General features: G+C 72.8%; 11 protein-coding genes. 7 read left to right on the top strand and 4 right to left on the bottom strand.

Annotated features, from left to right (window positions below; all coding sequences use genetic code 11):
• Positions 1-39: 39 nt before the first annotated feature.
• The gene (locus tag RBJ65_RS31260; RefSeq protein WP_306319976.1) at positions 40-1,563 is read right to left on the bottom strand and encodes a helix-turn-helix domain-containing protein; all 1,524 of its coding nucleotides are present in this window, start codon (positions 1,561-1,563) and stop codon (positions 40-42) included.
• 218 nt (positions 1,564-1,781) lie between these two features.
• On the opposite strand from RBJ65_RS31260, the gene RBJ65_RS31265 reads away from it, so the two are divergent.
• The 4 genes from RBJ65_RS31265 to RBJ65_RS31280 all read left to right on the top strand — a co-directional run bounded on the left by RBJ65_RS31265 (position 1,782) and on the right by RBJ65_RS31280 (position 6,568).
• Positions 1,782-3,179 carry a cytosine permease gene (locus RBJ65_RS31265; RefSeq protein ID WP_306319977.1) on the top strand — a complete coding sequence of 466 codons (1,398 nt, stop codon included), beginning with the start codon at positions 1,782-1,784 and terminating at the stop codon, positions 3,177-3,179.
• Positions 3,176-3,682, top strand: a complete 507-nt coding sequence (locus tag RBJ65_RS31270) for a nucleoside deaminase (protein WP_306319978.1) — start codon at positions 3,176-3,178, stop codon at positions 3,680-3,682. The genes RBJ65_RS31265 and RBJ65_RS31270 overlap by 4 nt, the downstream gene beginning before the upstream one ends.
• Positions 3,679-5,046, top strand: a complete 1,368-nt coding sequence (locus tag RBJ65_RS31275; RefSeq protein WP_306319979.1) for an amidohydrolase — start codon at positions 3,679-3,681, stop codon at positions 5,044-5,046. The genes RBJ65_RS31270 and RBJ65_RS31275 overlap by 4 nt, the downstream gene beginning before the upstream one ends.
• A gap of 106 nt (positions 5,047-5,152) precedes the next feature.
• Positions 5,153-6,568, top strand: coding sequence for an MFS transporter (locus RBJ65_RS31280; RefSeq protein ID WP_306319980.1), 1,416 nt, complete (start codon positions 5,153-5,155; stop codon positions 6,566-6,568).
• 35 nt (positions 6,569-6,603) lie between these two features.
• Here the strand turns inward: RBJ65_RS31280 and RBJ65_RS31285 are convergent, their stop codons facing one another.
• Together RBJ65_RS31285 and RBJ65_RS31290 are read right to left on the bottom strand one after the other, a co-directional pair.
• On the bottom strand, positions 6,604-6,810 hold the full coding sequence (locus RBJ65_RS31285) for a tautomerase family protein (RefSeq protein ID WP_306319981.1): 207 nt from the start codon (positions 6,808-6,810) through the stop codon (positions 6,604-6,606).
• Positions 6,811-6,858: 48 nt separating this feature from the next.
• Complete coding sequence (locus RBJ65_RS31290) at positions 6,859-7,626, bottom strand: SDR family oxidoreductase (RefSeq protein ID WP_306319982.1); 768 nt, start codon at positions 7,624-7,626, stop codon at positions 6,859-6,861.
• Between the two features lie 40 nt (positions 7,627-7,666).
• Between RBJ65_RS31290 and RBJ65_RS31295 the strand changes: the two genes are divergently transcribed.
• The gene (locus RBJ65_RS31295; RefSeq protein ID WP_372341307.1) at positions 7,667-8,581 is read left to right on the top strand and encodes a helix-turn-helix transcriptional regulator; all 915 of its coding nucleotides are present in this window, start codon (positions 7,667-7,669) and stop codon (positions 8,579-8,581) included.
• Between the two features lie 55 nt (positions 8,582-8,636).
• Here RBJ65_RS31295 and RBJ65_RS31300 read toward each other — a convergent pair whose 3' ends face one another.
• Complete coding sequence (locus RBJ65_RS31300; RefSeq protein ID WP_306320140.1) at positions 8,637-9,239, bottom strand: PAS domain-containing protein; 603 nt, start codon at positions 9,237-9,239, stop codon at positions 8,637-8,639.
• Positions 9,240-9,460: 221 nt separating this feature from the next.
• On the opposite strand from RBJ65_RS31300, the gene RBJ65_RS31305 reads away from it, so the two are divergent.
• Together RBJ65_RS31305 and RBJ65_RS31310 are read left to right on the top strand one after the other, a co-directional pair.
• Complete coding sequence (locus tag RBJ65_RS31305) at positions 9,461-12,670, top strand: cytochrome P450 (RefSeq protein WP_306319984.1); 3,210 nt, start codon at positions 9,461-9,463, stop codon at positions 12,668-12,670.
• A 543-nt stretch (positions 12,671-13,213) separates the two neighbouring features.
• Entirely contained in the window at positions 13,214-14,647 is a 1,434-nt protein-coding gene (locus RBJ65_RS31310) for a family 2B encapsulin nanocompartment shell protein (RefSeq protein ID WP_306319985.1), read from the top strand.
• Positions 14,648-14,660 lie beyond the last annotated feature (13 nt).

Genomic DNA, 14,660 nt, shown 5'->3' on the forward strand with positions numbered 1-14,660 from the left:
CGGCGGCCGGGCGCGAACAGCGTTGATTCCGGCGGGAGTTCAGCGAATGCTCAGCGCCAGGCAGAAGTCCGCCCGGTCCCGCAGCGTCGCGAGACTGTGCCCGGTCAGTTCCTCCACGCGCCGCAGCCGGTAGCGCAACGTATTGACGTGGACGTGGAGTTGGTCCGCGCAGCGCTGCCAGGAGCCGGAGGCGTCGAGGAACGCGGTCAGCGTGGCCAGCAGGTCGCTGTCGTGTTCGGCGTCGTAGCGCTCGACGGCGCCGATGAGGCGGTCGCGGTAGAAGCGGCGCACATCGTCGGGGACGGCCGCGAGGAGGAGTTCGTACGAGGAGAGGGCGCCGTTGTCCGCGGCGCGCACGGTGCCGGTGCCGTGGGCGGCGACCCGGTGCGCGTTGCGGGCCTCCTCCAGGCTGCGGCGCAGCCCGGCGGCGCCGGTCGCCGGGCCGCCGGCGCCGATCGCGGCATGTCCGTCCGCCAGCAGCGGGGCGAGCCGCTCGGCCGCGCCCGCCGCGTCGTGCTCGCCGTCCGGCGCGAGCATCAGGTACCCGCCGCCCTCGGCGCGGACCGGCACCGAGCAGCCGGGCAGCCGCTGGGCGACGTCCTCCAGGACGGTGGCCGCGAGTTCGGCCCCGTACGGGCCTCCGGTGGTGCTCACGTACAACGCGCCGAGCGGGGCGTCGAGTTCGAGGCCCAGGCTGGTGAGCCGGGCCGCGGCGGCGTCCTCCCGGCCGGCGTCGAGCAGGTCGACGGCCTCGCGCAGGAAGCGGGCCTCGATGCGCCGGCGTTCCTGCGCGGCGGCGCCGTCGAGGGTGAGCAGCGCGCACACCTCCCACGCGGCGTCGGCGACGCCCGGCGCCCAGTCCCGGTAGTCGCCGGACGCGGCGAGGTACCCGGCGGGCGGGCGGTGCGCGGCGGGTGACTGGACGGGGAACAGGGTGAGTTCGCCGCCGCCCGCCACGGCCCGCACAGCGGGGAAGCCACCCGCGCCGAGCGCCTCACGGTGGGCGCGGGCGAGTTGCCGCTCCCCCACCGCCGGCACACCGCCAGCGCGCAGGGTGCCGGTCGCCGACAGCACCGCACACCACACACCCGTGGCGCGCGCGAACACGTCGATGAGCCCCTCGGCGCCCGCCCCCGCCGCGAGCCCCGCGACAAGGCCGCGGTGCAGGTTCACGGACGGCGCGCGCCGGTGGCCGCCGCCGAGCGCGGCGAGCACGGTCTCGGTGAGCGCGGCGAACGACACCTCGTCGTCGACGCTCAGCAGCGTCAGACCGTGGCGCGCACACGCCTCGGCCAGCGCCCCCGGGAGTTCGCCCACGTCGGCGGTCCCGGCCGCGAGCGCCGCGACGCCGGCCGCGGCGAGCGCCGCCACGAACACGTCCGCGTCCCGGGGTTCGCGGTACCAGGTGGTGCTGGTGAGGACGAGTTCGCCGCCGTCGAGGTAGCGGCCCGGGTCGCCGAGGTCGGTGGTGTAGACGCCGCGGACGGTCGGGGCGTCGGCGGTGGGGCCGACGACGGGGCGCAGTCCGAGCCTTGGCATGGCGAGAAGTTCGGTGAGCTGCACCGGTCGGCCTCCTGGACACCGTCCTCGTGTTGCGGGCATGCACACCGGTGTGCACGGGGGTTTGGAGCATAGTACGGGCCGACCGCGCGAAATCGGCCGCGCGTCTGGAGAGATCCGCAATCCCGGACGGCCGGTGCGAGGGGTTCACTGAGGGACGCGAAGAGCCGCATGCACGCCCCACCACCCACCCACCTGTACCTCCCTGTGAGGAGACCGCCATGCGCGCCGCCCCCGAACGTCCGCCGACCGTCGAACGGTTGGGAGCCGAACCCGTGCCGCTCACCAGCCGGCACGGCCGCCCCTGGTCGCTGTTCACGCTGTGGTTCGGCGCGAACGTGCAGTTCGCGACGCTCAGCGTGGGCGCGCTTTCGACGTCGGTGTTCGGCCTCGACCTGCTGCCCGCCGTCCTGGCGATCGTGACGGGCACGCTGCTCAGCTCGGCGCTCGTCGGGCTGTTCTCGACGCGCGGCCCGCTGACCGGTGTCCTCCAACTCGTCCAGTCCCGCGGCCCGTTCGGGCGGCTCGGCAATCTGCCGTCGGCGGCGTTCACCGTCGTCAACGGCGTCGGATGGTGTGTCGTCGACTCGCTGCTCGGCATCTTCATCCTGCGCGATCTGACCGGCATGGGCTTCGGCCCCGCGCTGGCGCTGATGGCGGTGGCGCAGTTGGGCATCGCGGCCGTCGGCTACCGGCTGATCCACACCGTGGAACGGGTCCTCGCCGTGGTGCTCGTCCTCGTCTTCGCGGTGATGTCGGTGTACGGGTTCGACGCGGCGCGGGCGAGCGCGCCCGTCGCCCCTGCGGACGGTTCCGACGCGGCGTTCCTGCTGGTCGTCGCCGTGACCGCGGCGCGCGTCCTCGGCTGGTCCGCTTACGCCTCCGACTACAGCCGCTATCTGCCGCGCGGCAGCCGCCCGCGCCGGGTGTTCCTCGCGGCGGGCGGCGGCAGCGCGACCGCCGGGGTGTGGATCGGTTCGCTGGGCGCGGCGCTCGGCACGGCGGGCGCGCTGTCCGACCCGAGCGCGATGGTCAGCGGCCTGCTGCCGCACGCGCTCGGCACGGTGGTGCTGCTGTGCCTGCTCCTGTCCACGCTGGCGTCGACGGTCATCGACCTGTACTCGGGTGCGATGGCGGCGCTCGTCGCCGGGTTCACCATCCCGCGCTGGGTGTCGGTGCTCGTGGTCGGCGGCCTGGGCACGGCGCTCGCCTGGTACGCGGGGCACGGTGACTTCGCTTCGCAGCTCAACGACTTCCTGCTGATGACGGGGTACTGGCTGGCGCCGTGGAGCGCGGTGATGATCGTCGCGTACTGGGGCCGGGGCCGGCATGTACTCGCGGACCCGTACGACGCCGGGCACCGCTTCGGGTGGGGTCTGCCCTGCGTACTCCTGGCGGTCGCGGCCGAGCTGCCGTTCATGAACCAGTCCCTGTTCACGGGGCCGTTGGCCGAGGTGCATCCGGTGCTCGGTTCGTTCGGCCTGTTCGTCGGGTTCGCGGTGGCGGGGGCCGCGTACTCCGTGCTGTGCCCCCGCCCCCGTACCCGTACCCGTACCCGTACCGACGCCGGTACCGAAATCCCGGAAACGAACGAGAAGTTGTCGAGGAGCGACGCATGAACACCACCCCCACGACCGCCACGACCTCCGCGCCCACCGCCCAGGACGAGACCTTCCTGCGTACGGCCATCGCCTCCGCCGCCAAGTCCCGCGCGGGCGGCAACCACCCCTTCGGCGCGCTCCTCGTCCTCGACGGGCAGCAGGTCCTGGAGGCGGGCAACACGGTGGTCACCGAGCGGGACGCCACGGGGCACGCCGAGACGAATCTCGTACGCCTCGCCACGCGCGCGTACGACCGCGAGACCCTCGCCCGCGCCACCCTCTACACCTCCACGGAGCCGTGCGCGATGTGCGCCGGGGCCGTGTACTGGAGCGGCATCGGCCGGATCGCGTACGCGCTGGGCGAGGACGAACTCCTCGCCCTGACCGGCGCGAACCCCGAGAACCCGACGATGGCGCTGCCGTGCCGGGAAGTGCTGGCGGCCGGTCAGCGCGCGATCGACGTGCTGGGCCCGTGCCTGCACGAGGAAGCGGCGGCGGTCCACGCGGGGTTCTGGGCATGACGCGGACACGGCACCGCACCCTGATCCACAACGGCATCGTCATTCCCTGCGACGGCACGCGGAAGGTCCTGGACCCCGGTTCGGTCCTCCTGGAGGGCGAGCGCATCGTCGCGGTCGACCGCCCGGAGGCCTTCGCCACCACGGACGCACATGTCATCGACGCCACCGGTCACGCCGTCGTCCCCGGCCTGCACAACACCCACCTGCACTCGGGCCTGTTGCGCGGCACCGCCGAGTCCAAGTCGCTGTGGGACTGGCTGCGCGACTACGTGGACCCGGCCCACAAGGCACTCACCCCCGAGATCGCCGAGGCGGCCTCGCTGCTGTGCTACACGGAGTCGCTGCGCGCGGGCACCACGTCCGTGATGGACATGTGGCGTCACATGGAGGGCTCGGCGCACGCGGCCGAGCAGGTCGGCATCCGCGCGACACTCGTCCCGTACGTCGCCGACCTCCCCGGCTACGACTACTTCGAGACGCTGGAGACGAACCGTCGCCTGCTGAAGGAGTACCGCACGTACGCGGGCGGGCGGGTGCGCTCCTGGGTGGGGTTGGAGCACCTCTTCTACTGCGGCGAGGAGGCGTTCAGGGCGGCGGCGGCGCTGGCCGACGAGTTCGACACGGGCCTGCACACCCACTCCTCCGAGACGACGTGGGAGGTGGAGGAGTCACTGCGGCGGTTCGGCCGCCGTCCCATCGAGGAGTTCCACCACCGGGGCATCCTCGGGCCGCGCACCGTGGTGGCGCACTGCGTGTGGCTCGACGACCGCGAGCTCGACGTCCTCGCCGGGACCGGCACGAGCGTCGCCCACTGCCCCTGCTCGAACATGAAGCTGTCGTCCGGCCCCGCCCGCGTCGCCGACATGCGCCGCCGGGGCATCGCGGTCGGTATCGGCAGCGACGGCGAGAAGGAGAACAACAACCTCGACCTGCTGGAGGAGATGAAGTTCGCCTCGCTCCTCCAGAAGGTGACATCCCTGGACCCGACGACCGGCGACCCGTGGGACATCCTCGACATGGCCACCCGCGACGGCGCCCGCGCCCTCGGCCTCGACGACATCACGGGCTCCCTGGAGCCGGGCAAGCGCGCCGACGTCGTCACCGTCGACCTGCGCCGCCTGCACACCACGCCCCTCCTCCACGGCGACGACTTCAACGCCGTCCCGCACCTGGTGTTCTCCGCGTCCGCCGCGGACGTCGCCCATGTGTGGGTCGACGGGGAGCCGAGGGTGGCCGGCGGGGAGGTGTTGAGCGTGGATGCGGAGAGCGTGCGGGTGCGGGCGCAGGAGGCGGCGGAGGACCTGTTCCGGCGCCGGGCGGCGATCCAGTCGTCCCACATCGCGGACACACCTACCGGAAAGTGAGACGCGTGAAAGGGTGGCGATCCTCGTACCGTCCGACCGGTACGAGGGTCGCCGACGCGTGAACGTCGGCGGACACACACCGCAACACCCCTGGGATTGACCCGAGATGTCCGCTTCTGCCACCGGTTCGGCGCCTGCCACGTCCGCCGCGCCGTCCCCCGCCTCCGGCCCGTCACCGGCCGCGCCGGTCAACCCGCGCTCGCGGGTCCTGATCGCCAGCCTCATCGGGACGACGATCGAGTTCTACGACTTCTACGTCTACGCGACGGCCGCCGTACTCGTCTTCCCCGCGCTCTTCTTCCCCAGCAGCGACCCGACGACGGCGCTTCTGTCGTCGTTCGCCGTATTCGGCGCGGCGATGGTGGCGCGGCCGGTGGGCGCGGCGTTCTTCGGGCACCTCGGTGACCGGCTCGGCCGCAAGAAGACGCTCGTCGTCTCGCTGTTGACGATGGGCATCGCCACGTTCCTCATCGGCGTGCTGCCCACGTACGGGTCGATCGGCTGGGTCGCCACCGCGCTCCTCGTCCTGATGCGGCTCGCGCAGGGCTTCGCGCTCGGCGGCGAGTGGAGCGGTGCGGCGCTGGTCGCCACGGAGAACGCGCCGCCCGGCAAGCGGGCACTGTGGGGCACGTTCCCGCAGTTGGGCGCGCCCCTCGGATTCATCGTCGGCAACGGCCTGTTCCTCGTCATCGCCGCCCTGCTGCCGTCCGCCGCGGGCGCCGACCCCTCGCAGCCCTCCGAGGCGTTCCTTTCGTGGGGCTGGCGGATCCCGTTCCTGTTCTCCGCGGTGATGGTCGCGATCGGCCTGTGGGTGCGGATGCGCCTGGTCGAGGCCGAGGTCTTCACGAAGACGCAGGAGACGAAGCAGGTCCGCAAGCTGCCGCTGGCCACCGTCTTCCGCCACCACTGGAAGCAGCTGCTGCTCGGTACGTTCGCGATGCTGGCGACGTACGTCCTCTTCTACCTGATGACGACGTTCTCGCTGAGCTACGGGCGCGCCGCCACGGACGCCGCCGTGCCCGGACTCGGCTACAGCTACACGACGTTCGTCCTGATGCTGATCTTCGGTGTGCTGTTCTTCGCCGTGTTCACGCTCGTCTCCGGCCCGCTGGCGGACAGGTTCGGGCGTCGCAAGACCCTCGCCTGGATCACGGCCTGCATCTTCGTCTTCGGCCTGGTGTGGGTGCCGCTGATCGGCCTCGGCACGCTCGGCGTCGTCCTGTGGCTGGTCCTCGGCTTCACGCTGATGGGCCTCACCTTCGGCCCGATGGGCGCGCTGCTCCCGGAGATGTTCCCGACGTCCGTGCGCTACACCGGATCCGGCATCTCGTACAACGTCAGCTCCGTGCTCGGCGCGGCCGTCGCCCCCTTCATCGCGGTGGCGCTGTGGGAGGCGGGCGACGGCTCGCCGTGGCTGGTCGGCGTCTATCTGTCGGCGATGGCCGTCCTCACCTTCGTCGCGCTGCTGTGCTCGAAGGAGACGAAGGACGTGGAGCTGGGCTCGGGCGAGAGCCCGGTGTAGCCGCCGCCGTCACCACGGGCACCACGGGATGGGCCTCAACTGCGGCCGAGGAGCTCGGCGTTGAGGACGGTGCCACCGAGGCTCCAACCGCCGTCGGCGACCTCTTCGAGGATCACGAGGGTATTGGCACGGGCGCGTTCGCCGTACACGTCGGCGAACGCGTCCGTGACGGCGTCCTGGAGCTTTTTCTTCGACTCCGCCGTGAGTGTGTCGGCGGGCACCTTGAGGTTGGCGTACGGCATGGGGTTCGTTCCCTTCACGTGGGTGGGTGGATCGGCGGGCGGTCGCTCTCAGGCGAGGCCGCCGTTCGCCCGCAGGATCTGGCCGTTGACCCAGTGCCCCTCCGCGCTCGCCAGGAAGGCGACCACGTGGGCGATGTCGTCCGGCGCGCCGAGGCGCTCCAGCGGCGGCGCCTTGGTCAGCGCCGCGACCTGGTCGTCCGTCTTGCCGTCGAGGAACAGGTCGGTGGCCGTGGGTCCCGGCGCGACCGTGTTGACGGTGATGTCCCGGCCGCGCAGCTCGCGCGCGAGGATCAGGGTCATCGCCTCGACGGCGCCCTTGCTGGCGGTGTACGCGCCGTACGTGGGGAACTGGGTCGCGACGACGGAGGTCGAGAAGCCGACGAAGGCCCCGCCCGCCCGCAGCCGGCGCGCGGCCTGCTGCGCGACGACGAACGCGCCGCGGATGTTGGTGCGGTGCAGGGAGTCGAGGACGCTCAGGTCGAGGTCCGCGATGGTGGAGAGCGACATCCGCCCGGCGCAGTTCACGACGACGTCCACGCCGCCGAAGTCGGCCTCCACCCGGTCGAACAGGGCGGACACGGCTTCCTCGTCGGCGACGTCGGCCCGGACCGCGATCGCCCGGCCGCCCGCCGCGGTGATCGTCTTGACCGTTTCCTCGGCGGCCGCGGTGTCGCCCGCGTAGTTCACGGCCACGGTCAGGCCGTCGCGGGCGAGGCGCTCGGACACGGCGCGCCCGATGCCGCGCGAGCCGCCGGTGACGACGGCGACACGGCGGGTGGCGTTGGTGTCTGCGGGACTGTCGGTGTGGTGATTCATGTGTCCTACGATGCGTGGCCCGCGCGACGTGTGCCAGGGGATGCCATCCCCTGGGTCAGCGGCCCCACGGCGGGCGGCCATCGCGCAGAATCGGGGGGTGGCTTCCCTCAAATACACCGAACTCGGCGCCTTCCTCCGCTCCCGCCGCGAGCGCATCCGCCCCGAGGACGTCGGCCTCGTCGCGGGCCCGCGCCGCCGGGTGCCGGGACTGCGCCGCGAGGAGGTGGCGCAGCTCGCGGGCGCGTCGGTCGACTACTACAACGAGATGGAGCGCGGCGCGGGCTCCCAGCCGTCGGAGCAGATGCTCGCGGCGCTGGCCCGCGCGCTGCGCCTGACGTCGGACGAGCGCGACTACCTGTACCGCCTCGCCGACCGGCCGCTGCCGTCGCAGGGCGGGCCGCAGGCGCACGTGCACCCCGGAATGCTGGATCTGCTGACCCGGCTCACGTCGACGCCTGCGCAGGTCATCACCGACCTGCACGTCACGCTCGTGCAGAACCCGCTCGCCGTCGCCCTCCTCGGCGACGACTCGGTGCACAGCGGCGCCAACGTGAGTTTCGTCCACCGCTGGTTCACCGACCCCGGCGCCCGCCGCCGCTATCCGGAGGAGGACCACGACGCGCAGTCCCGCTCGTTCGTCGCCGATCTGCGGGCCGCCGCGGCGCGCCGTGACGCGAAGGATCCGGAGGCCCGCACGCTGATCGAGGAGCTGAGGACACGGTCACCGGAGTTCGCCGACCTGTGGGACCGGCACGAGGTGCGGGTGCGCCGCAACGACTCCAAGCGCATCAACCACCCCTCGCTCGGCACGCTGGAGGTCAACTGCCTCCACCTGTTCAGCGAGGACGGCCGGCAGCGGCTGCTGTGGTTCACACCGGCACTGGGCACGGACAGCGCGGACAAGCTGGAGCTGCTTGCGGTGGTCGGCACGCAGCTCACGGACACGCCCGGCTGACCCCCACACCGCGCCCCGCGCGCCGCTCAGAGCCCGGCCGCCCCGTGTCGCGCGGTCACCTCGCGGACGCCACCCTCGGCGGCCACACCCCCGCCACCAGCACCCCCTCCGCGTACGCCCGCGCGACCAGCTCCGTCCGGTTCGACGCGCCCCAGCGGCGCGACAGTTGGCGCAGGTGGTACGTGACTCCGTCCGTCGTCAGGCCGGTCTCGCGGGCGGCGCGGGCGGTGGTGGCGCCCGCGGCGAGCAGGGCCAGGATGCGGGCCTCCTGGGGGTGCGGCGCGGTGGCGGCGGACGGCGGGCGCTCGGACACGGGCGCCGCGACATCGCCGACGCGTACCGTCACCAGCAGGTCGGGCGTCCGGTCCGAGGTGTCGCTGACCGTGTCGACGATCAACTCGCCCCTGCGGCACACCCCGTCGCCGCCGCGCCAGGCCACCGCCACCGTGTAGCGCGAGCGGCGCCGCTGCTTCTGCGCCTGCGCGATCCGGTCGACCTGCGCCGCGTCGACGGGCCGGAACAGGTCGAGGATCGCGCGGCCCTTGAGGCGGCCCGCCGTGGTGCCCCACTCCAGGGCGAAGGCGGCGTTCACCAGCCGTACGGTGCCGTGCGGATCGCACACCGCGACAGGCATCGGGATCCGGTCGAAGAGCACCATCGCGCGATTGCGCCACACCACCCCGTCCCCGCTCTCCACCAGCGCCCCGCCTCCCACCACACGTACCCGTCGGCCTGCCACGTCCGGCACCCGGGCACAAGTCCCGATGCACCGTCAGCCACTACACAATCATGTAGTGCGGCGGGCCCGACCGGCAGGGGCGGCGGATCAAGCTGGAGGCCGCAGACTCCCGCCTCCGCGAGCGAAAGGCACGCCCCACCATGCCGGACTCCGTACCCGCCTCCCCCACACCCCACGACGGCCCCGACGACTCCGCGTACGCCCGCGCCGGCGTGCCCGTCGTCGACGTCACCGGCACCGGTCTGGGACCCGGGCCTCTGCAGCAGGTCATGGGCCTGATGCGGGAGCACGGTCCGCTGCTGGTGCGGCGCATCCACGGGCGGGACGCCCTGTTCGTCGCCGACCTCGACCTGGTCACCGAGCTCGCCGACGAGTCCCGCTTCAGCAAGAACGTCGGCCCGGCGCTGCGGAATGTCCGCGAGTTCGCCGCCGACGGCCTGTTCACCGCGTACAACGACGAGCCGAACTGGTCGCGCGCCCACGACATCCTCATGCCGGCCTTCGCGCTCGGCTCGATGCGTACGTACCACCCGGTGATGTACCGGGTGGCGCGCCGCCTCGTCGAGTCCTGGGACCGCGCCGCCCGCGACGGCGCCCCCGTCGACGTACCCGGTGACATGACCCGCATGACGCTCGACACCATCGGACTCGCCGGATTCGGCTACGACTTCGCCTCCTTCGCGAGCAGCGAGCCGCACCCGTTCGTGGAGGCGATGGTGCGCTGTCTGGAGTGGAGCATGACGCGCCTGGCGCGCGTGCCGGGTGGTGACTACGAGGCCGCCGACGCCGCGTTCCGTGCCGACGCCGACTATCTCGCGCAGGTCGTCGACGAGGTGATCAGCGCGCGGGTGGAGAGCGGGGAGCGGCACACCGACGACCTGCTGGGTCTGATGCTGACCGCCGAACACCCGCAGGACGGCGGCACGTTGGACACCGCGAACATCCGCAACCAGGTCATCACGTTCCTGATCGCCGGGCACGAGACGACGTCCGGCGCCATGTCCTTCGCCCTGTACTACCTCGCCAAGAATCCGGCCGTCCTCGATCTCGTACGCCGCGAGGTGGACGCCCTGTGGGGTGACACCGCCGACCCGGAGCCGGACTTCGACGAGGTTGGGCGGCTCACCTACACCCGGCAGGTGCTCAACGAGGCGCTGCGCCTGTGGCCGACGGCCGCGGCGTTCAGCCGGGAGGCCCGCGAGGACACCCTGCTCGGCGGGCGCGTGCCCGTGCGCGCGGGGCAGGGGGTGACCGTGCTGTCGGCGATGCTGCACCGGCAGCCGGTGTGGGGTGACAACCCCGAGCGATTCGACCCGAACCGGTTCACGCCGGAGGCTGAGGCGGCGCGCTCCCCGCACGCGTTCAAACCGTTCGGCACCGGTGAACGGGCCTGTATCGGGCGGCAGTTCGCGCTGCACGAGGCGACGATGCTGCTCGCGATGCTCGTGCACCGCTACCGGCTCGTCGACCACACCGACTACCAGCTCTCCGTGAAGGAGACCCTCACGCTGAAGCCGGACGGCTTCACCCTCGCCCTCGCCCGGCGCACCGGGGCCGACCGCCGCCACACACCCCTGCCCGGGGCCACGGCCCAGGACACGCAGGGCCCGTCGGGCGACACACTTCCGGTGCGGGTACGCCCCGGCACCCGCGCCCTGTTCCTGCACGGCAGCAACTACGGCACCTGCGCCGCGCTCGCCGCCCAACTCTCCGACGAGGCCGCCGCGTTCGGCTGCGAGACCGAGGTGGCGCCGCTGGACGCCTACGCGGGGGCGCTGCCGGCCGACCGGCCCGTGGTCGTCGTCGCCTCCTCCTACAACGGTCGGCCCACCGACGACGCCGGGGAGTTCGTCGCCGGACTCGACGCCACCGGCACCCCCTTCGACGGTGTCACCTACGCGGTGCTCGGTGTCGGCGACCGCAACTGGGCGGCCACCTACCAGCACGTGCCGACCCGCGTCGACGAGCGCCTGTCCGAACTCGGCGCCGAGCGGCTGTGCGCGCGGGCCGCCGCCGACGCCTCCGGCGACCTGGGCGGCACCGTCCGCGCGTTCACCGCCGACCTGCGCACCTCGCTCCTGGAGCGGTACGGGGACCCGGAGGCCACCGCCGCGAACACGCCCGCCGAGCCCACATCCCCGTACGAGATCCGCGAGATCACCGGCGGGCCGCTGGACGCCGCGGCCGCCCGTCACGGGCTCGCGCCGCTGACCGTGACGGAGGCTCGCGACCTGACCGCGCCCGGCCACCCGCGCGTCAAGCGGTTCGTGCGGCTCGCGCTGCCGGACGGTGTGTCGTACCGGACCGGGGACCATCTCGCGGTGCTGCCCGCGCACGAGGACGGGCTCGTCGACCGCGCGCTGAAGGGCCTCGGTCTGGACCCCGGGGCGGTCCTCGACATCCGTGACGCCCGGCCGCGGCGCGACGCCCTCCCCGTCGACCGGCCCCTGACGGCGCGTGAACTGCTCACGTACCACGTCGAGTTGCAGCACCGGCCGGGCCCTGACGAGGTCGCGGTGCTCGCCGCCGCCAACCCGTGCCCGCCCGAGGCCGCCGCGCTGCGGGCCCTTGACGCCGACGACCCGCGCACGTTCGTGGAGCTGGTGGAGGACCACCCTGCGCTGTGCGGCGCCCTCGGCTGGGACCGACTCCTTGGGCTGCTGCCGCCGTTGCGCCCGCGCCACTACTCCGTGTCGTCCAGCGCGGCCGAACTCCCGGGCCACGTCGACCTGATGGTGTCCGTGCTCGACGCCCCCGCCGCATCCGGCACCGGCCGGCACCGCGGCACGGGCTCGCACCACCTGGCGTCCCTGAAGCCCGGCGACACGGTACTCGGCCGCGTCCAGCCCTGCCGCGACGCCTTCCGCATCGACGCGGACACCGCCGAGCCGGTCGTCATGGTCGCGGCGGGCACGGGCCTCGCCCCGTTCCGCGCGGTGGTCGCCGAACGGGCCGCCCTCGCCGCACGCGGTACCCAACTGCCGCCCGCCGTCCTCTACTTCGGCTGCGACCACCCCGAGCGGGACTTCCTGCACGCCGAGGAGCTGCGCGCCGCCGACGCCGCGGGCGCGGTCTCGCTGCGGCCGGTGCACAGCGAGGCACCCACCGACGGCCACGCCTTCGTGCAGCACCGCGTCGCCGCCGAGGGCACCGAGCTCGGCCGACTCCTCGACGCGGGCGCTCGGGTCTACGTGTGCGGGGACGGCGCCCGGATGGCTCCCGGCGTACGCGCCGCGTTCCGCGCGCTGTACCGCGAGCGCACGCCCGGCGCGGACGAGCCCGCGGCCGAGGCGTGGCTCACGGAACTCATGGCGCAAGGCCGCTACGTAGAGGACGTGTACGGGGGCTGACGCGCGCCCCGGCACGGCGGCGGACCGGGGCGCTCCGGGGCGTATATCGCGCGCGGCACGGAGTCCGCAACGCCCCTTCGGCGCCGACTGGCCGAGGCATGCCGGTCGGCGCCCACGTGATGTTCGAACAGGCGTGGCATCTGGGGTGGCGGTGGCCGGGGGCGGGCCCCGCCACCGGGCCGTACGGGCACCGTGAACTGGCCTTACGGCGCGCGCGAGACGCCTTGGCGGCGCGGGCTCGAACCGGGCGCGCCAGGTCAGCCGTTCGATCGGCGACCTTGTCACAACGCGGCCAAGTTCCGTCGGTGTCCGCTCAAACACGGGGCGGGCCCGATCAGCTTATCGAGCTAATGTCACCGACTTTCCTTGGCCCGGCGGGCGCGAAGGACCCTACGGTGACTCCGGATCCGAACGGGTCCGGACGGATCCAGGAGGGTTCGGGCGGATCCGGAGGGGTTCGCTACAGATAGCAGGATTTCTTCACCTGTTGCACGGTCATGCCCAGGTGCGCGTGCCATAGCCCGACCAAGGAGCCCTCCTCCGATGACAGTTGACTCGACCGACGCCACCGAATCGGCCCCACAAGCGCCACAGTCCCCGCCCCGGCAGACCAGCCTCGGCACGGCGGCCGCCCGCCAGCTCGCGACCACGACCAAGTCCGCCCCGCAGATGCAGGAGATCACCTCCCGGTGGCTGCTGCGGATGTTGCCGTGGGTGGAGACCAAGGGCGGTGTCTACCGGGTGAACCGCCGCCTCGCCTACACCGTCGGCGACGGCAGCGTGGAGTTCGTCCAGGACGGCGCCGACGTCCGGGTGATCCCCCGCGAACTCGGCGAACTGGCCCTGCTGCGCGGCTTCGACGACGTGGAGGTGCTGACCGCCATCGCCGACCGGTGCGTGCAGCGCGACTTCCGGGCCGGCGAGACACTCGTGGAGCGCGGGGCCCCGGCGGACCGCCTGCACCTGATCGCCCATGGCCGGATCAGCCAGCTCACCGAGGGCGAGTACGGCGACGAGGTCGCGCTCGACGTGCTCGCCGACGGCGACCGGTTCGGCGACCACGCCCTGCTGACCGACGACGCCCGCTGGGAGCAGACCGCGGTCGCCGAGACCTCGGGCACCCTCCTCACCCTCTCGCACGCCGACTTCGCGGCCGTGGCCGACTCCGCGCCTCAACTACGGGCGCACATCGAGGAGTTCAAGGCGCGCGCGAGCCGGCGCCAGAACCACCGGGGCGAGGCGGAGATCCCGATGTCGGCCGGTCACGTCGGCGAGCAGGAGCTGCCCGGTGGGTTCGTCGACTACGAGTCGAAGCCCCGCGAGTACGAACTCTCGGTCGCCCAGACGATCCTGCGGGTGCACACCAGGGTCGCCGACCTCTACAACCAGCCGATGAACCAGACCAAGGAACAACTCCGGCTGACCATCGAGGCGTTGCGCGAACGGCAGGAGCACGAGCTCGTCAACGACCGGGAGTTCGGCCTGCTCCACAACGCCGACTTCAAGCAGCGCATCCAGCCGCACTCCGGCCCGCCGACCCCGGACGACCTGGACGAGCTGCTGTGCCGCCGCCGCGGCTCGAAGTTCTTCCTGGCACACCCCCGCACGATCGCGGCGATGGGCCGCGAGTTCAACGCGCGCGGGCTCTACCCCGACCACGTCGATCTCGGCGGCCAGAGCGTCCCGGCCTGGCGCGGGGTCCCGATCCTGCCCTGCAACAAGATCCCGATCACCAAGGAGCGGACCAGCTCGATCCTCTGCATGCGTACCGGCGAGGACAACCAGGGTGTCGTCGGGCTGCACCAGACGGGGCTGCCGGACGAGTACGAGCCTGGGCTCTCGGTCCGGTTCATGGGCATCGACGACCAGGCGATCACGAAGTACCTCGTCAGTACGTACTACTCCGCCGCGATCCTCGTGCCCGACGCGGTCGGTGTGCTGGAGAACGTGCAGATCGGCCGCTGGCCCGGCAGGTAGTCCCGCAGGTAGT

It is taken from the genome of Streptomyces sp. KL109B (genome assembly GCF_030766935.1).
Classification (GTDB): domain Bacteria; phylum Actinomycetota; class Actinomycetes; order Streptomycetales; family Streptomycetaceae; genus Streptomyces.